Origin of the sequence: Niallia sp. FSL W8-0951 (assembly GCF_038006525.1) — a bacterium.
In the GTDB taxonomy this organism is placed as follows: domain Bacteria; phylum Bacillota; class Bacilli; order Bacillales; family Cytobacillaceae; genus Niallia; species Niallia circulans.
Window position 1 is genome coordinate 3277180 of sequence record NZ_JBBOVK010000001.1, and the last position, 25422, is coordinate 3302601.

At 36.7% G+C, this 25422-nt stretch carries 21 protein-coding genes and 1 pseudogene; 10 read left to right on the top strand and 12 right to left on the bottom strand.

Annotation, left to right across the window (positions count from 1 at the left end):
- Positions 1-81: 81 nt before the first annotated feature.
- The 6 genes from NSS71_RS16120 to NSS71_RS16145 all read right to left on the bottom strand — a co-directional run bounded on the left by NSS71_RS16120 (position 82) and on the right by NSS71_RS16145 (position 7390).
- Positions 82-1020 carry a sugar ABC transporter substrate-binding protein gene (locus NSS71_RS16120; protein WP_047942133.1) on the bottom strand — a complete coding sequence of 313 codons (939 nt, stop codon included), beginning with the start codon at positions 1018-1020 and terminating at the stop codon, positions 82-84.
- Positions 1021-1087: 67 nt separating this feature from the next.
- Positions 1088-2125, bottom strand: coding sequence for a Gfo/Idh/MocA family oxidoreductase (locus NSS71_RS16125; RefSeq protein WP_172885249.1), 1038 nt, complete (start codon positions 2123-2125; stop codon positions 1088-1090).
- 301 nt (positions 2126-2426) lie between these two features.
- Complete coding sequence (locus NSS71_RS16130) at positions 2427-3419, bottom strand: LacI family DNA-binding transcriptional regulator (RefSeq protein WP_047942131.1); 993 nt, start codon at positions 3417-3419, stop codon at positions 2427-2429.
- A gap of 171 nt (positions 3420-3590) precedes the next feature.
- On the bottom strand, positions 3591-4574 hold the full coding sequence (locus NSS71_RS16135; RefSeq protein ID WP_341151819.1) for a ring-cleaving dioxygenase: 984 nt from the start codon (positions 4572-4574) through the stop codon (positions 3591-3593).
- Positions 4575-5087: 513 nt separating this feature from the next.
- A complete protein-coding gene (locus tag NSS71_RS16140; RefSeq protein ID WP_047942129.1) occupies positions 5088-6305 on the bottom strand; it encodes a cytochrome P450 family protein in 1218 nt (405 codons plus the stop codon).
- Between the two features lie 290 nt (positions 6306-6595).
- Positions 6596-7390, bottom strand: a complete 795-nt coding sequence (locus NSS71_RS16145) for a nucleotidyltransferase domain-containing protein (protein ID WP_095259264.1) — start codon at positions 7388-7390, stop codon at positions 6596-6598.
- A 588-nt stretch (positions 7391-7978) separates the two neighbouring features.
- Between NSS71_RS16145 and NSS71_RS16150 the strand changes: the two genes are divergently transcribed.
- Both NSS71_RS16150 and NSS71_RS25725 read left to right on the top strand, forming a co-directional pair.
- Entirely contained in the window at positions 7979-8242 is a 264-nt protein-coding gene (locus tag NSS71_RS16150) for a hypothetical protein (protein WP_141231683.1), read from the top strand.
- Between the two features lie 15 nt (positions 8243-8257).
- Positions 8258-8452: pseudogene (locus tag NSS71_RS25725) on the top strand (helix-turn-helix domain-containing protein); the annotation flags it as partial.
- Positions 8453-8490: 38 nt separating this feature from the next.
- Here the strand turns inward: NSS71_RS25725 and NSS71_RS16155 are convergent.
- The gene (locus tag NSS71_RS16155) at positions 8491-10320 is read right to left on the bottom strand and encodes a hypothetical protein (RefSeq protein WP_341151820.1); all 1830 of its coding nucleotides are present in this window, start codon (positions 10318-10320) and stop codon (positions 8491-8493) included.
- 229 nt (positions 10321-10549) lie between these two features.
- On the opposite strand from NSS71_RS16155, the gene vanR reads away from it, so the two are divergent.
- The 5 genes from vanR to NSS71_RS16180 all read left to right on the top strand — a co-directional run bounded on the left by vanR (position 10550) and on the right by NSS71_RS16180 (position 16070).
- Positions 10550-11242: a VanR-ABDEGLN family response regulator transcription factor gene (gene vanR / locus NSS71_RS16160; protein ID WP_047942123.1), complete on the top strand. Its 693-nt coding sequence runs from the start codon at positions 10550-10552 to the stop codon at positions 11240-11242.
- Positions 11235-12329 carry a sensor histidine kinase gene (locus NSS71_RS16165; RefSeq protein WP_082138317.1) on the top strand — a complete coding sequence of 365 codons (1095 nt, stop codon included), beginning with the start codon at positions 11235-11237 and terminating at the stop codon, positions 12327-12329. The genes vanR and NSS71_RS16165 overlap by 8 nt, the downstream gene beginning before the upstream one ends.
- A 127-nt stretch (positions 12330-12456) precedes the next feature.
- Positions 12457-13218: an ABC transporter ATP-binding protein gene (locus NSS71_RS16170; protein WP_047942122.1), complete on the top strand. Its 762-nt coding sequence runs from the start codon at positions 12457-12459 to the stop codon at positions 13216-13218.
- Positions 13211-15130 carry an FtsX-like permease family protein gene (locus NSS71_RS16175; RefSeq protein WP_341151821.1) on the top strand — a complete coding sequence of 640 codons (1920 nt, stop codon included), beginning with the start codon at positions 13211-13213 and terminating at the stop codon, positions 15128-15130. The genes NSS71_RS16170 and NSS71_RS16175 overlap by 8 nt, the downstream gene beginning before the upstream one ends.
- Before the next feature lie 10 nt (positions 15131-15140).
- Entirely contained in the window at positions 15141-16070 is a 930-nt protein-coding gene (locus NSS71_RS16180) for a metallophosphoesterase (RefSeq protein WP_047942120.1), read from the top strand.
- A 123-nt stretch (positions 16071-16193) separates the two neighbouring features.
- Here the strand turns inward: NSS71_RS16180 and NSS71_RS16185 are convergent, their stop codons facing one another.
- Positions 16194-17279, bottom strand: a complete 1086-nt coding sequence (locus NSS71_RS16185) for a GntR family transcriptional regulator (protein WP_061798165.1) — start codon at positions 17277-17279, stop codon at positions 16194-16196.
- A 339-nt stretch (positions 17280-17618) separates the two neighbouring features.
- On the opposite strand from NSS71_RS16185, the gene NSS71_RS16190 reads away from it, so the two are divergent.
- Genes NSS71_RS16190 through araA form a run of 3 tightly spaced genes read left to right on the top strand, consistent with a single transcriptional unit; the run spans position 17619 to position 21405 of the window.
- On the top strand, positions 17619-19229 hold the full coding sequence (locus NSS71_RS16190; protein WP_061798167.1) for a xylulokinase: 1611 nt from the start codon (positions 17619-17621) through the stop codon (positions 19227-19229).
- A gap of 21 nt (positions 19230-19250) precedes the next feature.
- A complete protein-coding gene (locus NSS71_RS16195) occupies positions 19251-19946 on the top strand; it encodes an L-ribulose-5-phosphate 4-epimerase (protein WP_047942116.1) in 696 nt (231 codons plus the stop codon).
- Between the two features lie 40 nt (positions 19947-19986).
- A complete protein-coding gene (gene araA / locus NSS71_RS16200; RefSeq protein ID WP_047942115.1) occupies positions 19987-21405 on the top strand; it encodes an L-arabinose isomerase in 1419 nt (472 codons plus the stop codon).
- Between the two features lie 118 nt (positions 21406-21523).
- On the opposite strand, the gene NSS71_RS16205 is transcribed toward araA, so the two are convergent.
- From NSS71_RS16205 to NSS71_RS16220, 4 genes are all read right to left on the bottom strand, one after another.
- Positions 21524-21697, bottom strand: a complete 174-nt coding sequence (locus NSS71_RS16205) for a hypothetical protein (RefSeq protein ID WP_156485407.1) — start codon at positions 21695-21697, stop codon at positions 21524-21526.
- 215 nt (positions 21698-21912) lie between these two features.
- Positions 21913-22257 carry a hypothetical protein gene (locus tag NSS71_RS16210; protein ID WP_047942113.1) on the bottom strand — a complete coding sequence of 115 codons (345 nt, stop codon included), beginning with the start codon at positions 22255-22257 and terminating at the stop codon, positions 21913-21915.
- A 386-nt stretch (positions 22258-22643) separates the two neighbouring features.
- Positions 22644-23909, bottom strand: coding sequence for a M20/M25/M40 family metallo-hydrolase (locus NSS71_RS16215; RefSeq protein WP_047942110.1), 1266 nt, complete (start codon positions 23907-23909; stop codon positions 22644-22646).
- A 195-nt stretch (positions 23910-24104) separates the two neighbouring features.
- Entirely contained in the window at positions 24105-25421 is a 1317-nt protein-coding gene (locus NSS71_RS16220) for a CapA family protein (RefSeq protein ID WP_061798172.1), read from the bottom strand.
- Position 25422: the final 1 nt, after the last annotated feature.

Consider the following 25422-nt stretch of genomic DNA (forward strand, 5'->3'; position numbering starts at 1 on the left):
AGTTACGAAGATATCTGTTATAAAGAACATTTATACGAATTCATCCTCAAATAGACAGTAGAACTCATATAGTTACTTTCATTATTTTGCGATTCCTTCAAGGAAATCTAATTTCTCCTGCGCATTGTCAGACGTAATGATATCAATTCCACTATCGATTCTTGATTCTACTTTTTCCCCCTTCATTGCTTTAACAGCATTTTCCACCCCTTTATAGCCCATTTCATATGGATTTTGGGCAATAGATCCAGCTAAATCTCCATCTATAATCGATTGAATTGCTTCAGCAGTTCCATCTGTTCCAATAATCGGAAGTTTAATTCCCTTCGACTCTGTCGCACGTAACGCCCCTATTGCCATATCATCATTTGCCGAAAATATCCCTTTAATATTAGGATTATTTTGCAAAATATTTTCCACTACTGAATTAGCTTTTGTTTTATCACTATCTGCAGGCTGCTCAGCCACAATAACCATTCCTGCTTCTTCTAGAGACTCTTTCGCACCTTTAATACGTTGATCCATTGCTGTATTTCCTAACGCTCCACCAAGCAGAGCAACTTCATCCCCTTTTTTTAGGAAAGAAGCAAGCAGTTTTCCGCCCTCTTTCCCTGCTGTTAAATTATCTGTACCAATAAAAGAAGTTTTTCCAGAAAAATCGGCGTCCGTATCAATAAAAAGGACCGGCACATTCGCTTGCTCTAACACTGGTACGACAGTATCTGGTTGGGTTGGAGATACAACAAGTGCACCTATCCCTTGGTTTAAAGAATCCTCAATCATGTTTACTTGTTCCATAATTTGTGACTCAGAAGCAGGTCCCACAATAGTAACATCCACACCTAAGTCTTTTCCTGCTGCCTTCGCTCCTGCTTCTACATACTTCCAGTAAGGACTACTCAATGTTTTCAATACAACCGCAACGCTTCCATCTTCCCCGCTTCCGGATGCACTCTTGCCACATCCCACCATCGCAATTACTAAACCAATAATCGTAAGCAACAAACCCAATTTTTTCATAGCATATACCCCTCTATTCTCGATTATTTTTTTTAATAGTAATGACAATAAAGATGAGCTGAACCAATTAATCTATATTTGCTATGGCACTTTCTTCCTTTGCTAATGAGACCGGTTGTTGTGTTAGATAAGAAGATCTTGCTGCATAAGAAATTTGAAGCGCTTTCAATCCGTCGTAAGCTGTAACGGAAGCATGTTTATTTTCTCGAATGCCTCGAAAGAAATCATCTAATTCTAAATAGTAAGCATCTGCGAATCTTTCTGGAAAATGAGGGAGAATATTATGTGTCTTACCTGCCTTTGTAAAGATATGAAGATTATGCTGCTGTAAGTTATCTCCTACCACTATGGTTCCTTCTGAACCAATAATTTCGGCGCGAATATCATAGCCATAGTAAGCATTTCTGCTAGCTTCAACATCGCCAGCTGCACCTGATTCAAACTCTATATAGGAAAGCGCTTGATCAATATCGTTATATTTTTCCACAAAAGGATATTTAACTACTTTCCCATTAGCGGAAACCTTGCTGATTTCGGATGCTAATAAATATCTTGCTATATCAAAATCATGAATAGAGACGTCCACAAAAATTCCGCCGCTGTTCTGAATAAAGCTTTCGTGAGGACAATCTGGATCCCTTGATATGCCTTTGAAGTAAAGCGGTTTCCCAATGTCTCCAGCAAGTATCCTCTTTTTGGCTTCCGCGTATGCCGGGTCATATCTTCTCATAAAGCCCAATTGGCAATATGTATGATTCTTATCAATTAAACTAGTAATCTCTTTTGCCTCCTGTATATCAATGGTCAATGGCTTTTCCACAAAAATCTTTTTATTAGCAAAAGAAGCCTGCTTTAAAAATTCAAAATGGGTACTTGTTGGCGTAGCAATGATAACGGCTTCTATCGTCTCATCTTGAAATATCGCCTCTGCATTTGAAGTGAATTTAGGAATCTCTAACTCCCTTGCTACTTTCTCCGCTCGGATTATATCAATATCAAAAATAGCAGCGACTTCTACATGTTGAATTCTTGTTGATGCATTTACAGCATGCCAATATCCCAATCTGCCAATTCCCATAACAGCACATTTTGTTTTTTTATTCACCTAATCACTCCCTATATACTGTTTAATCTTTGAATCCCCTTAGTTCTTCATTATTGAACAGATACAACCATAAAGTATTAGAGTTATAAATCCCCTCCTTTTTCTACTTTAGATTTGGTAGTTACATAGATGATTGGTCATACCAAAACCTTTTGGTAAAACGCTTTCTTTTGCAGCTAGGTTCATTTTAGCTGATAATCCCATTTATTGCAACATGATTTATTAAAAAAGTTCTCATGATTTTTTCATTATTTGAGTAACTATTGAGCAACTTTGATGTCAACTCATTTTACATTTCGTATCACAACGTAGAATCGCGAATGATTAATTCGGGAGTAAATAGTAGACGCTGTTTATATTTACTTGGCTGCTCCATTTCTTCCATAAGCAAATCGACTACTTTCGAAGCCATTTCCTGAACAGGCTGTGCTATAGTCGTTAATGCCGGGGTAATAACCGTTGATAAAATAGTATTATCAAAGCCAACCACCGAAAGTTTATTAGGAACTTCTATGTCTAAATTCTTCGCTGCTTTAATAATACCTGTTGCTAATAAATCATTACTTGCAAAAATAGCTGTTGGTCTATTCTCCAATGAAAGAAGCTTCATCGCAGCTTCATAGCCCCTTTGATGAGTAGCCTCTGTATAGATAACATATTCATCATATAAAGGGAGATCATATTCTCCTAAAACATCTTTATAACCTACTACCCGTTGATGATTACTTCTAATTTTCTCGGCTATCATGGCAATTCGCTGATGTCCTAGCTGCACTAAATGAGAAGTGGCTAAATAACTCCCCTGATAGTCGTCAACTCTGACGGAATGAATGGGAAGCTTAGGAATATCAGAAGCAATCAGTACAACTGGCAATTGCTGATTTTCAATCACTTCTGCCAATATATCCGTATTATGAAACTCAGAAGCTATAATTAATCCATCGACACGCTGTCTAGTTAACAAGGATAAATAATTTTTTTCTTTTTCTTCTTCATTATCAGTACTGCACATCATGACATGAAAGCCAAGTTCTCTACTTCTATTTTCTACTTTCCGCGCAACTTCTGCATAAAAGGGATTGGATATATCAGAAATAAGAAAACCAATTGTTTTCGTCTGCTTTCCCGTTAAGGCAGAAGCCACCACACTTGGTTGGAAATTCAATTCCTTCATAATGCGTTTGACTTTTTTCCGCGTTTCCTCACTAATACGTCCCGTATTATTTATAACTTTCGAAACAGTAGAAATAGAAACCCCAGCTTTCTCTGCCACTTGATAAATCGTCGTTTTCATTACACTAACCCTACTTTCCTCAAACACTATAAATTTAAATATAGTATAAGATAATCTTATTTGCCAGAGTGATGGATCTTGTGAGGACAGTAAATATATGATTCTATATATAAAAAAAAGGCTGGTTCTATTGAAGTCATTAACCTCTATAGAACCATCCCTCTGTTTGCTTTACAAGTATTCTTTCTTGATTTCTATATTACTGCGCACGGTGTTTATTGGTCTTACGAGCTTTTCAATTTTTTCACGGTTTGGTTCGAGAAATGGTGGTAAGGATAATTTTTCTCCTAATGTTTCATATGGCTCGTCTCCCATAAATCCAGGCCCATCTGTTGCTAATTCAAATAAGATTTGCGGTGCAACATTGGAATATAAAGAACCAAAATAATAGCGCTCTACAAAACCGGAGTTTGGCAATTTAAAACTGCTCAAACGTTCTTGCCATTGATCTAATTCGCCACGATCTTCTACTCGGAAAGCAGCATGGTGAACGGTACCAAACCCTTGTCTTGCTTGTGGAAGAATGGTGTTAAATTCTACGATAACTTGGGCACCATTTCCTCCTTCACCCATTTCAAATAGATGGAATGAACCCTCTTGAGAAGCTTCTTTCATTAAAAACACTTTTTCTAATACTTCCTTAAAGTAATCCAAGTAAGCAGTCCGAACAAATATTGGTCCTAATCCTGTAATCGCGAATTCTAATGGAACTGGTCCATTTTGCCACGGAGTCCCTGATGCAACTCCTTCATTTTTTTCATCTGAAATCAGTTGATATTGCTGGTCATCAAAATCTACGAATGACAATGTCTTTTTCCCAAACTGTTCTTGAATTCCTTTATGCTTCACTTCATACTTATCAAAGCGTTTTACCCAATATTCTAAAGCTACATCTGTCGGCACTCGGAAAGATGTTTTGGAAATCTCATTTGTGCCGTGCACTCCTTTTGGTATTCCAGGAAAATCAAAAAATGTCATATCCGTACCTGGACTGCCGACATCATCCGTGAAATATAGATGGTAGGTTTGAATATCATCCTGATTTACTGTTTTCTTAACTAATCTTAGTCCTAATACATAGGTAAAAAACTCATAAATTTTTTCGGCACTGCTTGTAATTGCTGTAATATGATGAAGTCCTTTTAACTCATTCATTATTTATTTCCTCCTATTAATTATCTCGAAATTGAGATATTTATATAAAAAATATAATTAATTAAGATATCTTTAATTCGAAATAATTTTATCACTTTATTACTTTTTGGTCAATAGGAAAGAATTTCTATCGTGAAAAGAAAAAGTCACTTCTTCTTTTGTTTATAATAATGGAGGTATATAAGGATGTTTGGATATTATGACAGAAATTATTGCAGACAAACTGTTATTTACTGCGCCCTCTAAAAGTTAAAAAGGCAATAAATACATTCTGTAGAGGTGCTTATGGATTATATCAGGATGGTCCAAGTGTAGAAGAGTATAGTCAACATTGTCAGGGATTTGCTATTTTAACTAAAACAGTTGGGAAAGAAAATAGTTAGTACTACTGATTTATGAAGTTCACTGTGTTGGAAATACTGTTGCTTAAAAGTTAATTTAAAAGATTTGGCAGCCCATATTGCAACCAAATCTTTTAGGCATAGTATTTATTACTTTTTCCAATTATATACTTCAAAAAGTAAGCGGAATTTCTTTTGCTCCGCGAATAATAATCCCAGGTCGCCATTCAATTGTGTTTAAATCCTCTTTTAATTTTATTTGCGGTATTTTTTTCAGCAGTTTATTAATCGCAATTTCACCTTCCAGTCTTGCGAGTGGAGCTCCCAGACAGAAATGAACTCCTTTACCAAACGCGATATGGGTATTAGCTTCACGGGTTATATCAAATGAATCTGGTTCAATAAAGTGATTATCGTCACGGTTGGCAGCTGCTAATGCTATAAATACCATATCCCCCTTTTTAATATGCTTTCCTTCAATGATGACATCCTCTGTTGCAAAACGGACATTGCTAACTTCGGCAGGACCGTTATATCTCAATATTTCTTCAATTGCACCATGAATAAGCTCAGGGTGAGATACTAATTTTTCTTTCTGTTCAGGATGTTCTAATAAGGCAAGAATACCATTCCCAATAAGATTAACAGTTGTTTCATGACCGGCAATGATTAAAACGAAAACAAGTGCATATAATTCATTTTCACTTAATACATCTCCTTCATCCTCCACACGCAGAAGATCACTAATTAAGTCATCTTGAAGATGCCTTCTTCTTTCGGCAATTAATTCCTCTAAATACTGGATAAAGGAAATCATCGCGTTTTCAGTCTTTTGAGAAAGCTCTGGATTACTAACTCCTTCCATGATCACATTCGACCATTCCCTGAATTTTTCCTGATCTTTTAAGGGAACACCCAACATTTCGCATATAACAATAATAGGAAGCGGAAAGGCATAGTCCTCTATCAAGTTGATTTCTTGTTTATGCTCAACTTGAAAAAGTAACTCTTCTGCAATTTCCTCTATTCTTCCTCTAAGATTCTCAACCATTTTTGGTGTGAAAGCCTTTTGGATTAAACGTCGTAATCGGCGATGATCTTTCGGGTCTACACTAAGTAAGTTTCTGGAAATTATTTCTTGGTGTGGAGGCAGATTTCCTTTAATAGAAGAGTGGACAGGATAATTTGTAACAAAACGAGAGTCAGCTAACAGTTTGGCGGCATCTTTATATCTTGATATAATCCAGGCAAATTGTCCATTTGGCAATAGAAATCGATGTACTGGATCATTTTTACGAATCTCAGCATAGGCTGGATATGGATTATCGATAAATTTTGTGTTTAGGAAATCAATTTTTGAATTATTGCCATTATGGTTCAGTATAGTCATTAAATGTTCCTCCTCATTTAATTAATCTTATAATTGATTTTAACTTTTTACCCCAATTAACAAAGAAAGAATGCTGCTCGGACGATAAAGCCCATCCCCTATTGCTTGTTCTGCAACGAAACTTAAACAGCATCATAATTCCCACAACTTTATTCGTCCAGGTTAATTTCATTTCATATGAGTTTTTATTGATGACTTCTAAATTAGTGTAAGTAAATATTACCTCTAAATTCAATTTTGTAATAATATCAGTATGTTTAATATTCCTCTATCACTCTATTTAAATCTCATTACCATTCTGCTAGAACAGGGCGATTCTTATACCACCATAATTCATTATCATCAATCGATCTGCTCAAAATAGTTGCCGTATCATTTGATACATTCCAATCACAAAAATTTAAGATAGAAAATACAAAATCGTTTTTTGTATCTTCATCGAGTTTTTGTAAAAATAAATTGGCTTTATATGCAATATCTTGCGGTTTTTGATCCAGTTCGCTGAGCGTGGAAATTAATCCCTTTTGACAAGGAAATAGTTTCTCATTGTAAGCTAGTAACATTCTTGAACCAAACAAAACAATGTCCGTGGCCGCTCTTGTTTTTAAATAGACATTATTTGTGATGATAGCCTGTTCCCAAAAATAAAAGTTATTTAGCATGAGAGCACTGTAAAATGATATTATTTTTTCTTCCTTTTCCCAGACTGGATAAATAGGGATTTTCTTAATTAGCTCAACTATTTCAGAATCATGGGTAAATATACATTGGGCTCCTACGAAGGCATTTCGAGTAGGTTCACTTCCAACTTTAGAAGCTTGGATGAGATAATCTTTTGTAAAGTATTTTATGTCAAAATAACCCTTCTCATAAGTGCAGTTATCCGTAATTACTTCTGAAAGCCTATTCTGTTTTGTAAGTTCCTCATACTTCTCATCACTAACAATTAACATGATATCTACATCAGAATCTATTCTTTCTTTACCTTTTGCAACCGATCCTCCTAAAATGGCAGCTATGATTTCTAAATTATCTTTATATATATTAATGAAATTGTTAATGGAATCTTGATGATGTTTGTACATACAATTATCACTCCCTTTTTTATTTTTTACTAACTATATTCCATCAAAGTATATGTAGTTCTTGCTGTTTTAGAAATTCCAGGAAAAAACGCCCTTTCAGTAGAAGAAGATCTTATAACATTTAGCTTCATGTTATCCTGTCCTTTCTAATCTCAAATTAATTGATTGTATTGGTAAAAACACCAATAAGGAATTCGAAATATAATGTTAGCGCTTTCTTATATGTTATAACATTTTATTATTTTTCAATTAAAAAATATGGTGTTTTCATTTTATTTTTAGAACTTCTTTTTTATCATTTATATTATTATTGCAATTTTTATATAAGCTTTTATACGTGCTTAAACAATGCACATAATTTTTCTGGCGAAAATATGGACTAACTAGAGCTCTAGCGAAATGGACAAACGATTTTCAATTACTTTCTGAATTAGCTCCATTGCATTTAACACAACGCTATCTGATTGGATTCGATTTACTCCAATCGTGATTTTATGAGCTCATAACACATCGAATAAAAGAGAAGGCTTATACTTGCTTCCTTCCTTTTCAACAAATGGCAGAAGTGAAACTCTCTGGATTTCCTGCATGTCATTTAAATACTTTGTATACACATCTGTACAAACCGAATCCTTAGAGCTTTCATTTTGGGATATCCAATTAAGCTTTTTTTCATTAATTAATCTCTTAGAATCTCAAGGAATTGCAAAAGATAGCAGCTATGTGATCGCAGAAAAGGTTGTTCAGTTTTTACGAGAAAATGATCATCTTCCTCTAACAAACGATACATTAACCGCTCATTTTAACATACATGAAAATACAATATCTAAATACATGAAACTATTTTATTAATTCACCGCATTAGAGTATTTAAATTCTTATCGGTTAGAGCAAGCAAGAATCATACTATTAAAAACAGATAACACCATTCAAACAATTTCAGAAAAATGCGGCTTCACATACAGCCAATACTTCTCAAGCATCTTCAAGAAAAAATATTGCATTTCTTCTTTAAACTACCGAAAAAAACATTTAAAAAAAGAAGCAAAAAGACGGTTCTAATGAAGATATCCCTCACTAGAACCGTCTCTCTGCTGTTCTCATCTCACCAACTGCTTGGCCAATTTCCGTTCTTCTTTATCTTTTGTTGTGCTGATTATAGTTCTAAGGCTGTGTTGTATTTCTGGTAACTGCCTTATAGCTGGGGACCATTCTGCCAACACGCTTAATCCCTGCCAGCGTAAGCTCTCATTTTTAGTTTCCAGTGCTGCGCGGACTAATGGAGCCCCTACACCCTCAAATTCATGTAAATCTTGAATAATATACTCTAGACAATACTGTTCTTCCAGCGATAAACTGGATATAGAAAAATGTGTTTCTGCGAAGGCACAAAGATCTTGAATAGACTGTAAATCCCTTGTTTCCATGATAGCACCATACAATATACTGTTTGTCGGCTCTTTCTTCAGCTTTTCAAATAATAGTGCCGTAATGTCTAATTGATAGAATCGAGCTATCTCCATTGCTCGGAAATCTACCTTCTCGCTCGATTGTAATACATCCAATGCCAGCTGTGACCATTTAGGGTTGTCTATGAACGGTTGAACAGCTTCTTGAATTGCCCTGCGTTCATGCGGCTTCCATTGTCCATTTAATCGCTCTTCCCAAATGTCATCTTCGGCATGAACAAATTCGCTTATTTTCATTATCGGATAAAAATCCTCCAAGCTTTCACAGTGGGTTGCGGCGTGGTGAAGGAGGCGAGTCATTACAGCACTGGCGTAAGGATATTGATCCATGCCGTCTTGATTTTCATCGTCTAATAAGCCTTCTATAATCATAGCCGCTCCCGTGTATAGCTCCTTGGAAATATTCACTTCGTAGAGCGCAACATCTAGCTCTCCCTTTACTGCACAACGATGCGCTAGGAAATCAGCAAATTTCCTATTTTCACATCCTTTTGTAAGCAGCCAATACTTCATTTCTGGCGTTTTCGCTTCCACTAGCTCAATCGCTGTCATTTTACCAATCCCTTGGACAGATTGAACTAGTTTCCATATTTGATCATTTACTCCCTTCCCTCCGCTTCTTATAGCGAATATAGCATATGGGGTAAACTCATCGTGTAAGCCGATTGTATATAAGAGCTCCTGATATTCCTCACAGTTCGTAAACCCGAGAACCAGAATAGCAAATTTAACAACATCTCTATGTGCAGCATGCTCTAATAGCCATAATGCCTCTTGCTGTGCCATGTGTTCATCCAATTCTGCTTGCCCTAACTGGTCAAGAAGCTCATCTCGATAGATGGCAATATGGTCAAAAATAATTTGATCATATGTCGCCTTTCTTGTTTTTATAGTGGGTTGTTCCAGCTGTTCTTTAAAAAGCTTCATCAGCTTACTCACAAAAAATGGCGTTTTCGGTTCATTCACGATTATATCAAATAACCCTGGCTCCAATGGTGGATTATCTTCTCCAAAAAAGTACGTATCATCTGGTAGAGTATTTTCTACTATTCTATTATTTTCTAGAACTTGTCGTTGAATAAACGGAACTATTTTCTCTTTATGGTCCCAGGGCAGAAATTCAAGTTTTTCGGATTCCTGCAGAACAGTCTCATTATCAATTTTGATGCTGCAGTTTAAACTTACGTAGCCACCAATTTTTACAGAGACTTTATGCTTTTTCCCATCTTCCAAAGTGAGGACTCCCGATAGCTTTGTATAAGGAATAATATGCGATAGTATTGATTTCCGTTTATTTTGGGCTACCGTTATCCCGTCAATGATAAGCAACTCTTCTTTCATTTGATTGATCACTTCTATCACATGTCCTTTATAATGAACGGTCCAACTCTTTTGAACCTCTTTCTCTATATCCTTTTTTAAATTCCGCATTTCATGTTTTAATTCATCTTTAAAGCCCATGCCATTCCTCCTCTTTTTTGAACACAACAAAAATGGATAGTTTAGTATATTCACCCATATCTACCCATATTTCTATTAAATACTATCTTTCCCTTTTAGGAAAGACTTTCAGTAAAAAAAGACGCAAAAGGACAGTTCCCCTCTCGTCCTATTATTTGGTATAGTAAATTTATATTTCCACTCCACATCCCTAGCATTTATCATGTTTAAACCAAAAAGGAGATAGAAAATGAGTCGAAAAATACTACTTGTTGAAGATGAAGAGGATCTGTCGAAATTATTAGAGCTATATTTAAGAAATGAGGGATACATCGTTACAACCGTTCATGATGGGCAGCTTGCCTTAGAGTATATTGAAAATACAGAGTACGATCTAGCCATATTAGATGTAATGGTACCTAATGTCGATGGGTTTGAATTATGCCAGAAAATTCGAGAAAAATACTACTATCCCATCATTATGTTAACAGCCAAAATAGAGGATTTCGATAAAATTACCGGTTTAACTATTGGTGCTGATGATTATATTACGAAACCTTTTAATCCTCTCGAGGTAATGGCTAGAGTGAAAACTGTTTTGCGTCGTTATACGAGCTACAACGAAAAAACAGGAAAACAGCAGGTCGAGGAGCATGATATTAGAGGATTAAAAATAAACAAAGCAACCCACACCTGTTCTTTATTTGGGGAACCAATCGATTTAACTCCAATTGAGTTTTCCATCCTGTGGTATTTAGCCGAAAATCAGGGCAAAGTCATTCCCTCTGAAGAACTGTTTGAGAATGTTTGGGGAGAGAAGTTTTTAGAAAACAACAATACGGTTATGGCACATATTGCGAGACTGCGAGAAAAACTCAAGGAGCCTGTCAAAAAGCCGAAATTTATTAAAACCGTTTGGGGAGTGGGGTATAAAGTTGAATAAACAAGCAAAGCAAAAGCAAATTAGCCATTATTTAAGAATTCGTTTTTTTATCCTTGCACTTTTCTGCTTTGCGGTTATATTCCTCCTCTCTGTTCTCATCCTAAAAGCAGATAGTGAGCAACTCTTTAATGGGATGTTAGGGACCGCGCTAAAATGGCTTAGTAACCGAATTTTAACCCTCGCTCCACTACTTTTTATCTTTTGTATTATTGCTATTATTTATTTTCAGCGAAGACAATTAATAGCTTATTTAGCTACCCTTTCAGCAAATTTTGAGACAATAAGCTTGGAAGAAGATCAAGAGAAAGACCGTTTCCCGCTACCAGGCATATTAAAAGATACGGAAGAGAGCATAGAAAGATTGCAATTAGCATTACGGGAAAAGGAGCAGGCCAGGAAAGAAATTGAGCAGCGAAAAAATGATTTAATTGTTTATTTAGCACATGACTTAAAAACACCTATTTCCTCCATTATCGGATATTTAACACTGTTGCGGGATGAGAGAAGCATTTCAGATGAGATGCATCAAAAGTTTATCCAAGTTACACTCCATAACGCAGAGCGGTTAGACGATTTAATCAATGAGTTTTTCGAAATTACCCGCTTTAACTTAGCTAATGTCTCGTTAAATTACAGCAAAGTGAATATTTCCTTTATGCTCGAGCAGTTACTATTTGAGCTGCAGCCAGCCTTAAAAAGGAAAAATGTAACGTATCAGTTGGACGGAAGCAAGGATGTAGAAATCGTTTGTGACACAGAGAAGATTCAACGAGTATTTGATAACCTCCTTAGTAATGCTGTGCATTATAGCTTGGAAAATAGCAGCATCATTGTTTCCGTTACGCAGGATAACGGTAATGCTGTGATTCAATTTAGCAATCAAAGTTATCCAATCGAACAAGAAAAATTAGATCGGATTTTTGAACAATTCTTTCGTTTGGATACCTCTAGATCCTCTAGAAATGGCGGCACAGGATTAGGATTAGCAATCGCTAAGCAAATTATCGAACAACATCATGGTACCATTACGGCGAAAAGCGAAGACCAACATATTCTATTCAAAGTCATCATCCCTCTCACCGTATGAATTTCGTAAGAATTTTAGAAGAAAAAAAGAAGATAATTGTTAGATAGAGCAAATAAAAAGCAGCTTATTATTCCGTATGATTAAAGTACGAAATAATAAGCTGCTTTTTATTGTTGGAGGTATGATGATGGAAATTTTACAAGTGAAAAATGTCAAAAAAGTTTATAAACCCCGGCTTGGCGCAAAGGTAGAGGCATTGGCAGATATAAGCTTCACTGTTCACAAAGGGGAGCATATTGCTATTATGGGGGAATCCGGTTCAGGAAAGTCAACATTACTCCATATATTAGCATCATTAGAGGATGTCACAGAAGGACATGTAATATTACACGGGACAGATTATAAACAAATCAAAAATGATGAAATGGCAGCATTCCGCAGAGAACATTTAGGATTTGTCTTTCAGGATTTTCAATTACTCGATCAATTTAGTCTAAAAGATAATATTTTTCTACCGCTTGTATTAGCCAATAAGTCTGTAGCAGAAATGAAAGAAAGACTTAAGCCGTTGGCGAAAACATTAGGAATAGACTCCATTTTAGAAAAGTACCCTTATGAAGTATCTGGGGGACAAAAACAAAGAGCTGCTGTCGCAAGGGCGCTTATCACATCGCCAAGCTTAATTTTAGCAGATGAACCAACCGGGGCATTAGATTCTCGCTCCGCAGATGAGCTATTGGATTTATTTCAGTTATTTCATGAAAAAGGTCAAACAATTATTATGGTCACACACAGCGTTCATGCAGCAAGTAAGGCAAGCCGTGTGTTATTTATCAAGGACGGAAAAATGGAACAAGAAATTCGCAAAACACATTCCGAGGAAGATATGATACAGAGAATCTTCGAAGTACAGGCAGCAAAAGCTGCTAGAGGTGACATTTATGGGTAAAAAAGTCTTTATCAAATTAGCTGTAACTAACATTACAACAAATCGGAAAATGTACCTTCCCTATCTACTAACCTGCACGGTTATCATCTCTTTGTACTATACCATCAATAGCTTAGTGACAGACGAAACATTAAAGTCTATTTCCGGAGGGAACTTCACCATAGACGTTATGAAATTTGGCAGTCTATTATTTACGGTTCTTTCTGTCTTTTTCTTACTGTACACAAATAGCTTTATTTTGAAATGGCGGAAGAAGGAATTTGGCCTCTATCATTTATTGGGACTTGAGAGAAAACATATCCAAAGACTATTGCTGCTAGAAAATAATATCATTGCAAGCTTAACAATTACGAGTGGTATATTAATAGGCCTTATTTTCAATAAATTGGCAGGATTAGCCATGTCGGCCATCATGGATGTTCCATTGACTGTAAGCACTATATCATTAGGAGCATGTTTCAAAACAATCGCTACGTTTTTTGTTATCTTTTTTATCCTATACTTATTTAATAAAAAACAACTCCTTTCCGTTCCTATAATCGATTTAATGAAGGGTGCCGAAGCTGGCGAAAAGGAGCCAAAAACAAGATTAATAGCTGCTATGCTTGGTGGAGTGCTTTTAATAGTTGGATATATTCTATCCTTTACCGTAAAAGACCCGAAAAATGACTTATATTCCATGCTGCTAGCTATCGGATTTGTAACGATAGCTACCTATTTGCTTTTTATAGCTGTTAGTATTGCCCTGCTAAAAGCCCTGCGCAGTAAGGAAAACCTTTATTATAGCAAAAATAATTTCACGTTAATATCTACCATGCTTTATCGAATGAAACAAAATGCAGTTGGCCTCTCCAATATTACGATTTTAAGTACTGGAACATTGATGGTTATGACCATAACACTTTCTTTATATATGGGCATTAACACAATACTAACGAACAGTTTTCCGTATGATATAAAAATTAGCAGCAGTGGAGAATCCAATACGGAACAAACAAAGCTGAAAACCTTTATAGAAAAAAGTGCAGACGCTTTTAAAGTCAAGATTACCTCTATTACTTCTTATCAAGGAGGAAAGTTTGCTGCTGATCTAACGGGTGATGGGAAGGACGACTTTGTGTTTATTTTACCCTTGAACGACTATAACAGGTTAACAAACCAACAGGTTTCCTTGGCTGATGATGAGGTACTGCTTTTAAGGAATGAGAAAACAACTCCACTACAAAGTATTCACTTAGCTGATCACCAATTCAAAGTGAATAAACTCATCGAAGAGCTTCCAATAGACACCTCCTTATCTACTAACCCGGAGAATAAATGGATTTATGTTATTGCACCACTAAACAGCAGATTCACAAACCAAATTGGATTGCCCGATTCTGCGGAAAGCTTCCAAGACATCGCTTTACAAGGAGATCCAGATGCAGTGAATAAGCTTTCCCACGCAATCACTGACGAGGCAGAATCCATCGAAAATATCTATGTCGAAGCAAAATCCATTTATAAAGAATCTTTATTAGTACGATTTGGCGGCCTATTATTTCTCGGAATATTTATTAGTACTGTTTTATTCGCGGAAACAGCATTAATGATTTTTTATAAGCAGATTTCCGAAGGCTACGATGATCGTACGCGTTTTGTCATTATGAAAAGGGTCGGAATGAGCGATAGAGAAATGACGAAAACGATTCGGCAACAAACTTGGATTATGTTTTTTACCCCGTTAGCAGTCGCTCTCTTGCATCTTACAATGGCTTTGCCACTAGTAATGAAATTAATAGGAATCGCAGCCATGGATGACTGGCTTGTGGTGATAGGATGTGGTCTTTTTGCGGCCATTGTTTTTATAATTATTTATGGATTTCTCTTTATTTTGACAGAAAAAAGCTACAAAAAAATAATCAGGCAATAGGAGAATAGAAATGAAAAAGCTAAAACCTTTTTGGGTTATAATGACAGCACTCACCTTGTTAATTATAGGAATTATTTGGGATAACAATCGCGTGGTAGTAGATAAGGTAACGATTGTCAACCACCGTTTGCCAGCAGCATTTGATCATTTCAATATTTTACAGATTTCTGATTTGAAAGGAAAGGAATTCGGAAAAGATCAGCAGAAGCTGATTCATTTAATAAAAAAGCAACAATATGATTTAGTTGTTTTCACAGGGGATTATATTTCCGAAGAAGAAAATTTACAACCACTCGAACACCTATTACAAGGAATGCCACAAAAGAAAGAAATGTACTATATTTTAGGAGACAAAGATGCTGATAATAGTACAGCAGCACTGACAAAAAGCAACCCATTTTATAAATTATTTATGAAATATGGAGTGAAGCCATTATATCCTGGTCAGGAACTAAAAAAAGGTGATGAGTCTATTTGGTTAAAAACCAATCCATATGCTGGAATAAATGAAGTAGGGGCAGATAAAATCCCCTATCACTTAATAGAAGCAAGGAAAGAATTTGAGCTTCGTTACCTACAGCAGAACGAGCCTTTCACCATTGAAATCTCGCATCGCCCTACAGAAATTGATAAAGAAAGCACTACACTCCATGATTATCGGATAACCTCTTTAAAGGATACCGATAAAGAATGGAGACATTGGGATTTGAGCATTAATGGTCATACACATGGCGGCCAATTCAAACTACCAATTATCGGTCCTCTCTATGCACCGAATTATGGATTATTTCCAGGAAAGGTAAATGTAACAGGGGTTCATACTGTAAAAAATCATACACAATATGTAAATGGTGGGTTAGGGGTAACTGGTCCATGGTTTGCTTCATTTCGATTATTCAATACTCCGAGCATTGGACTAATCACTTTAAAAACGAAATAGCTTATTTTGCAAATATAGTAAAGCTCTCCCTTTCCCCAAAATGGTTAATTACTTATATATTCCCCCAGTCCTTTTCCTTTAGGGCTGGGGAACCTTTTTGCGTGGAAACCGCCACTCTGCATCCTATATCAGACCTTTCACTGTTTCTCCTTGGATGAGTTCTGGTTGATAATAGTTTTCGTTTTTCAAATCTTTTTTGCCTTGTAGTTTCTTAATGATCCATTCTGCTGCATCTTGTCCCATTTTTTCTTGCGGATGTGTTAAAGTAGTCAACTTGATATTAGCGTTTTTTGCCATATAGGAATTGTCCTGACCAATAATCGATAATTGGTCTGGAATGGCGATGTTCAGTTTTCTGCATACATGAACAACCTCTAACGCTACCTCATCGTTATAGCAGACAATCGCTGTCATTCCATCCATGTTTTCCTGTAGAAATTCCTTTAATTTTACATTTAAATCAGGCTTTGTTTCGGTTGTAAAAGAATAAACATGCTCTGCTTGAAAACGCAGCTTTGCTTCTCCTAATGCTTTTATGTATCCCTTCATACGAAACTTTCCTTGTAAGTCATCCATTTTTGCTATAAGGCCAATTTTTGTATGCCCTTTTGCGATTAATTCATTTGTTGCAAGATAGCTAGATTTCACATCATCAAGACAGAAGAATGGCACTTCTAGTTCTTCATAATAGGCATTGACCATAATGAATGGAACATCTTGCTCTTTAAAGGATAGATAGTAAGCAATATTTGGATTGTATAAATTACTTTTTGTCGGCTCAACAATTAAACCGTCTACTCCAAATGCCAGCATCATTTCTAATGCCTTCTTTTCTTGTTCCACATCATTGTTTGTGCTTGCTAATAATAAAGAATAATCTTCTGCATTTAACCGACTTTCAATTCCTCGAATAATGGAAGGGAAGATATAATCAGATATATAGGTAGTAATAACACCAATTGTTTTCCTTTTGGATTTTCCATTCCCTTTTAATTGATAGTAGTTACTTACATAGGTACCAGATCCTTTTTCACTTCGGAGAAATCCGTCATTAGACAATTCCAAGATTGCTTTTCGCACCGTATGACGGCTAACTTTATACATTTCCTGCAAGATTGATTCAGTAGGAATTTGTTCTCCAACCTGATAATCTCCAGAAAGAATTTTACTTTTTATATCATCAATGATGATCTGATACTTTAATTTCATTTAATGCACTTCCTTCAATGTAATGACGATCTGGTATTTGTATGGTCATATTTTAGCATAACTGCTACAGAAACAAAACAATGCATATTAGTGCATACAAATTAAACACAGCTAATGCCATTTTACTTTTCCGACAATTTTTTATACGAATATACATAAATTTATATTCAGGCTAGTATTAATAGTAATAAGGCTATTCATAATTCTTTTTATTTGTATGAACATCTATAAATACATTTGACAAATGTACGTACACATTATAAAGTATAGGTATAAAAATGATATTAATAAACACCATTATCTCCACTGATTACGAAACCGCTGTCAAGGAGGGAATATATGAAAAATAATCGAGCAAATACCAAACAAGATATTGTTGAGGGGGCAACCTCACTTGGAATTGAATTCGGTTCCACGCGAATCAAAGCTGTCTTAATTAACAACCGTTTTGAAACCATCGCAACTGGAAGTTATGAGTGGGAGAATCTTTTAGAAGATGGTTTTTGGACGTACAATTTAGTGGACATTATTACTGGTTTACAAACAGCTTATAGTGAAATGAAACAAGAGGTTGAACGAAATTATGGGGTAACTATTCGCACAGTTGGTTCGATCGGGTTTTCTGCGATGATGCATGGCTATTTAGCCTTTGATCATACTGGTGAACTACTTGTTCCATTTCGAACTTGGCGCAATACTACCACAAGTACTGCTGCAAAAAAATTAACTGATGTATTCCAATTCAATATTCCAGAAAGATGGAGTATTGCACATCTTTACCAAGCTATCTGGAATAATGAACAGCATATCCCGCGTATCGACCATATTACTACTTTATCTGGATATATTCATTGGTTATTAACTGGTCAAAAGGTCATCGGCATTGGCGATGCTTCCGGTATGTTCCCAATTGATGAAACAACGCAAGATTATAATGAATCAATGATAGAACAATTCGATGCATTAATTGCTGCAAAAGAATACCCTTGGAAACTGAAGGATATCCTTCCAAAAGTCGCTATAGCCGGAGAACAAGCCGGAAAATTAACAGAAATCGGCGCAAAAATTCTGGATCGTTCACGGAATTTACAACCAGGTATTCCCCTATGTCCTCCAGAAGGAGATGCCGGTACAGGGATGGTTGCAACCAACAGCGTGAAGAAACGGACTGGAAACGTCTCCGTTGGAACTTCTGTTTTTGCCATGATTGTATTAGAAAAAGACCTTTCAGCCGTTCACCCAGAAATTGATATTGTCACAACTCCAGATGGATCTCCAGTTGCAATGGTCCATGCCAATAACTGTACGAGTGATTTAAATGCCTGGATGCGCCTATTCCGCGAATTTTCAGAAGCAATGGGACAAAAGGTAGAAATGGACAAATTGTTCCATGTTTTATTAAACACTTCTTTGAAAGCGGATGCAGATGGTGGCGGATTGCTAAGCTACGGCTATTTTTCAGGTGAAAATATCACTGGTTTAGAAAGTGGCCGTCCCTTATTCGTCCGTTCGCCAGAGAGCAATTTTAATTTAGCAAACTTTATGAGAACCCATCTCTTTACGGCCTTTGGAGCTTTAAAAATCGGAATGGATATTTTGACCAAACAAGAAAATGTTACCATAGACAGCATCTTAGGACATGGCGGTTTATTCAAAACGCCTGTCGTGGGACAAAAAATTGTGGCAGCTGCAATGAACACATCTGTCTCTGTCATGGATACTGCTGGAGATGGCGGCGCATGGGGAATCGCTATTCTCGCTTCTTATATGTTAAATAATAACGAGCATGATAGTTTAGAAGATTATCTCGACAAAAGAGTATTTAAAGAGGTAGATAAACAGACGATTTATCCAGACCGCTTTGACGTAGAAGGCTTTGAAGAATTTATCGAACGCTATAAAAAAGGGCTAGCAATCGAAAAAGCTGCAATCGAAAATTTGATTCTTTAAAGGATAATTGGAGGGATTTACATGTTAGAAAAGCTGAAAGAGGAAGTTTTTCTCGCAAATTTGGAATTACCTAAGCAGGGACTCGTGAAATACACATGGGGAAACGCCAGCGCCATTGATCGCGAAAGTGGTTTATTCGTGATTAAACCTAGCGGGGTTGATTATGAAACAATGCAGCCAAGCGATATGGTCGTAATAGATTTAGAGGGAAATGTTGTAGAAGGAACGTTGAATCCCTCCTCTGACACAGCTACTCACGCTGTTCTTTATAAACATTATCAAGAAATCGGCGGAATTGTCCATACTCATTCCACTTGGGCAACCATTTGGGCTCAGTCAGGACTTGATCTTCCCGCTCTGGGAACTACACACGCTGATACTTTTTATGGTGCTGTACCATGTGCTCGCTTTTTAACACAAGAAGAAATTGATCGTGGTTATGAAGCAGAGACTGGTAAAGTAATCATTGAAACTTTCGAAGAACGGGGATTAGACATCTTAGCAATCCCTGGCGTTTTGCTGCATGGTCATGGTCCCTTCACTTGGGGAAAAGATGCTAAATCAGCTGTTATGAACAGTGTCGTGTTGGATGAAGTGGCCAAGATGAATTTATTTACAAGAGAATTAAACCATTTTTCCAAAGAATTGCCGCAGCGTATTTTGGATAAACACTATTTACGAAAGCATGGAAAGAATGCTTATTATGGTCAAAAGTAATATTAAGCTACTAAACTATTATTAGAAAGAGGGAAATAGCATGTCAACTAATAAAGTATTTTGGTTTGTTGTAGGATCCCAGCATCTATACGGCGAAGAAGCGTTAAAGGAAGTCAAAGCCCATGCACAAACAATGACAGACACTTTAAATGAAAGTGGTCTGCTCCCTTATCCGCTTGTTTTGCAAGATTTAGCAGTGAGCGCAGATACCATTACAAAGATGATGAAAGAAGTTAACTACCGAGATGAAGTAGCTGGTGTTATCACCTGGATGCACACTTTCTCCCCTGCGAAAATGTGGATTCGCGGCACCAAGCTATTACAAAAGCCCTTGCTTCATTTAGCAACACAATACAATGAAAGCATTCCATGGGATACAATTGATATGGACTTTATGAATCTAAATCAAGCAGCTCATGGGGACCGAGAGTACGGTTTCATTAATGCACGTTTGAAAAAACAAAATAAAGTAGTGGTTGGCCACTGGCAGCGCGCAAAAGTACAGCAGCAAATTGCTGATTGGATGGACGTAGCTGTCGCTTATAACGAAAGCTTTCAAATTAAGGTTGCGCGATTTGGCGACAACATGCGTAATGTCGGGGTGACAGAAGGAGATAAAATCGAAGCACAAATACAATTTGGCTGGACCGTTGATTATTTTGGAATCGGCGACCTTGTTCAATATGTAAATGAAGTAAACGAAAATGAAATAAATGATTTATTTGCACAATATGAAGAACTATATGACTTTGACTACGGAAGCTATAATAAGGAAGATTGGGAAGCTAGCGTAAAAGTGCAGGCAAGCTATGAAATTGCCATTAAACGCTTCCTTGATGAAGGTGGATACAACGCTTTTACCACAAACTTTGAGGATTTATATGGCATGAAACAGCTCCCTGGTCTTGCTGTCCAGCGTTTAATGGCGCAAGGCTATGGATTCGCCGGCGAAGGCGATTGGAAAACCGCTGCACTTGATCGCCTTCTAAAAGTAATGAGCCATAACGAGTCAACAGGCTTTATGGAGGATTACACCTATGAATTAGCAGTTGGTCAAGAAGCCGCACTTCAATCACATATGCTCGAAGTCGATCCAACTTTAGCAAGCAATAAACCGAAAATTATTGTATCTCCATTAGGGATTGGCAATCGCGAGGATCCAGCTCGATTAGTATTTGATGGAAAAGCAGGAGATGGAGTTGTTGTTTCCATGGCTGACTTCGGTACTCATTACAAGCTTTTAATCAATGAAGTATCCGCATTCGAACCAACCGTTCCAGCCCCAAATCTTCCAGTAGCTCGGGTATTATGGAATATCAAACCAAATTTTCAAGACGGCGTTAAGGCATGGATCGAAAACGGTGGCGGCCACCATACAGTCGTTTCTCTAAACCTAACAACCGATCAAATTATCACCTATGCAAAACTAGTTAATTTAGAATATGTCGTGATTAAGTAATGACCTCGGAGGGACGGTTCTAGTACTCCCCGCCCTCCACTTCACAAAAAGGACGGTTCTTGTGATTATTATAAATTCTCACAAGAACTGTCCTTTTGCTTCTTCTACTCTCATTTATTCAACTATTTCCTCCTGGACCACTACTTGAATTAACTCGATTATAATGGACTATTTCTCCTAATTTATCTGCTTGTTTATTTTCGTCAGGTGCAGTCATTCCAGATTTCTTTGCGAAAAATAGTACAAGTCCCACCACAATTACCACTGGGGCAAATAGCCATAAAAATATCATTTTTACACCTCCACATCTATTGTTTAACAATTGCTACTTAAGAATACGTTTTAAAGAGCTAATTAGTTTCATTTATTTGGAAAAATATTTTATAGTCGATTCTTGTATTTTTTCCACCTATGCCGTCGGTTAGACTTATATATTTTAACTCCCAAAAAAGCCACAACTCCATTTAGAATAGCTCTTTTTCTCCATTTCACTTTTCCTTTATTTTCTTACTTTACTTTTTCGATGCTTATTATTTCTGTTAAAGAAATCAATATGATTTGATGCTCTCCGTTGCTATAATAAACCAAAGCTCCCTCTTGTTCTCCCTTTTTCCAACCATATAATTGTATGGCTTTTGCATATCCAAAGGGAATACCATGTTCTTCTGATGCGCTTGACCATTTATAAGTTTTTGTCGTTTCATTTCCTCTAATTATTTCAGCATTTCTAGGAACGGGGAAGCCGAAAAAATCTTTGGAAGATTGATAAGGAAAATAGATAAATAAATAATAGCAGCCTCCTATTAACAGAATTACTAAAGCAAATATCAAAACTACTTTTTTCTTCAACATGCTTTCCCTTTCTAAAGCATTTATTTTAAAATCCTAATATTTATATTCATCATAATATTAACAAAAAAAACTTTACTTATTAAAAGTACTAAAAAAAATCAGATTAATCGATAGTTCTTCAACTACTGCTTAATATGTTGCATAGCACCATTCTATCAAGAAGAGCCCTTTTATTATTAGCGATCCCTCTTGCATACCGTAACGAATTTTTGACGAAAAAGAGTCACTTCCCCATTATTGATCAATCGGATTTTCTTCTATTGCGACTAATTCTCCATCTGCTCCTAAGCCTTTCAAATGGATCTTGCCACTACTTCAGCCGTTTCTTTAATACCTCGATTAGCTACACTTGGCTGCTTACCAAAGTTAAGCAGCCATTTAAGATTTTATTTACCTTTCTCCAATAGTGGAGCGGTAACCTGTTCTAATCCAACTAAGCCGAGAATTGTTAATAATATTTTTTGTGCCCCAGTATAAGCGCCGGCAGGGTTATAGTATTCCTGCAATGTATGGAATCCTCCACCTTCCCCACCGCCGCCGAGCGTTAAGGCTGGAATCCCTAAATGAATAGGAACGTTCGAATCAGTGCTACTCGCCTGATCTAGAATCGGTTCAAACCCTAGCGCTGCTGTCGCACATTGAGCAGCTTGCACAATGACACTATTTTTATCTTGTGATCCCGCTGGACGATCACCTACCTTTTCTATCTGAAGACTAACTTGTGCTTCCACATTCCAGCGAGCATTTTCTTCTTCTTTTGCTTGCTCCATCAAATGTAAAAATTTACTTTCGATTATTTCAAGTTCTTCTTGTGAATTCGAACGTAAATCAACTAGCATTTCCGCTGTTTCCGCAATCGTATTAACAGATGTTCCTCCCTTTATCATGCCTACATTAAACGTCGTCTTTGGTTCAATAGGTGTCGCTAGGTCAGAAATTTTGGCAATTGCTCGCCCTAATGCATGAATGGGACTTGGAATACCGAAATTCCCAAAGCTATGCCCACCAGGTCCTTTAAATAAAACATTAAATCTTTTGCTTCCTGTGCCTAAATAAGTGATACGACTTGGATCCCCAGGCTCAATCGAGATAAAACCATCTATATCTTGACGACTTTCAAATAATGATTTCACCCCTCTTAAATCTCCCAGTCCTTCTTCCCCCACTGTGGCACCAATAATAAGATCCCCTTCTGTCTTTATCCCCGCCACAGCAAGCGCTCGAATAATGGTTAAAACAACAGCTAACCCTCTTCCATCATCACAAATCCCCGGAGCATAAATTAATCCGTTTTTGCGGACTGCCTTTATATTTGTCCCTCTTGGAAACACGGTATCTAAATGAGCACAAACAACTAAGGAAGGACCTTTCCCGCTTCCTGGCAGCACACCAAAAACATTTCCTACTTCATCTGTAGTTACTTCCCTAACACCTAACGCTTCTAATCTCTTTTTATACCATTCTCCTTTTTCCTTTTCTTCAAAAGTTGGTGCCTCTATTTCCGTCAGTTCAATTTGTTCCTCAGTTGTTGCTTCATTATCCTCTTCTAAAAACTCTAGTGCTTTTTGGACTTGCTCATTCTCAGCAAGTAGTTTATATACTTGCCCCACCTTCTTGGTAACCCCCTCTGTTTTCTGCTCAACATTTGTCATGAAATCTGCACTCCTCTCTCACTTTTTAATCAATCATATAAATGAAAAGCAACAACATGTTTATCGTTAATTTGTAATTTCCGAAGGCACTTCCTGCTTACATCGATCCATTCTAAATGGACATCTTATATTGAAATACACTCCTTATTAAGAACTTAAAAGCTTTTTCCTCTATTTTAAAAATATTCTGTCTTTTCAAATTGCGGTTGTATGCTCTTTTAAACGAATGATCCCTATATTTCCTTCTAGATTGATTTGCGTACCATATGGCTCAGAAAGTTTAGCAAGTCTTTGCAATATGTCCTGATTATCGGATAGAACCGGCCAGCCTCTTTCATATCTTTTCTTCCCATAGCCTAATTCCACTGGGTAGAGCTTTAGTTCTGATAATTCACCTTTTTCCATTGTCCAAACTGGAATAACCGATTCCCAAATTTTATGATTTGTCCCAAACCCAATTGTGTTATTTTTACTTCTTTTATCTAGTGCATCTGCGACATTATCCGTATGACTTAATTGATACTTTTCATAAAAGTCTGTTGGTAAATAAGGTACAGTGTCATTTTGAAAAATAAAATTACCTAAGCTGTAAAATATCGGACGATTTTTATAAATTTCTATTCCTCTTAATACATGCGGACCGTGACCAATGACAGCATGTGCTCCTTCATCAATGCATCTTCGAGCAAACTTCTCCAAAAACTGAGCAGGTAGTTCCTTATCTCCTTTTCTCATTTCGTGAGCATGAATACTTACAATAATATAGCGAGCTTGTCTTTTGGCCTGTTTAATACTTCTTATGATCCGTTCCATATCTCTTTCATCCGGTGTAGTCGTTTGTCCTTCTTCTTTGCTTTCTTCGAATAAGTAGTCTCCAAAAGAAAAAATCCCATCGGTTCTTCTTAAAAGAAAGCCTTCTTTAATGGATAATTCTTGAGCTGCATTTATATAAGTGGTTGAGGCTATTTGCTTTAAAGTATTCATATTTTCAGGTGTAATCTGGTGGGTGGTTTTATAACGTAGTGGATTAATGCCAGGTCTTCCCATCATATCTGGGCGTTGCTCTCCTGCTACCCATGACTCATGAAAGGTGGATGTGGCTGATATTAAGGCAACTCTGCCAGGATCTGTCTCTAGATATCTGGGTTCACTCGCATAGGCCAAATTCTGTCCAGCACCTGCATGTACAAAGCCTGACTTATTTAAGTATTTTTCTGTCGCTTTCAATCCATCAATAGAATAATCCAAGGTATGATTATTCGCCCATGCAAGGGTATTAAATCCATAATTCTTTAAATCAGACAGAAGTTCTGGAGACCCCATCGCCCAAGTACCTCCACTTTCTGCTCCGGGAATACCTTCATTATGATGAAGTGTGACTTCTAAATTCGTAAATCGAAAATCAGCTTGATTAATAATTCCAGCAATTTCTTTATAGGATGCAGTTTTGACTGGAAGCTTACGTGTGATAAAGGAATCACCAGTCGCCGCAAATGTAATGATATCTTGCATT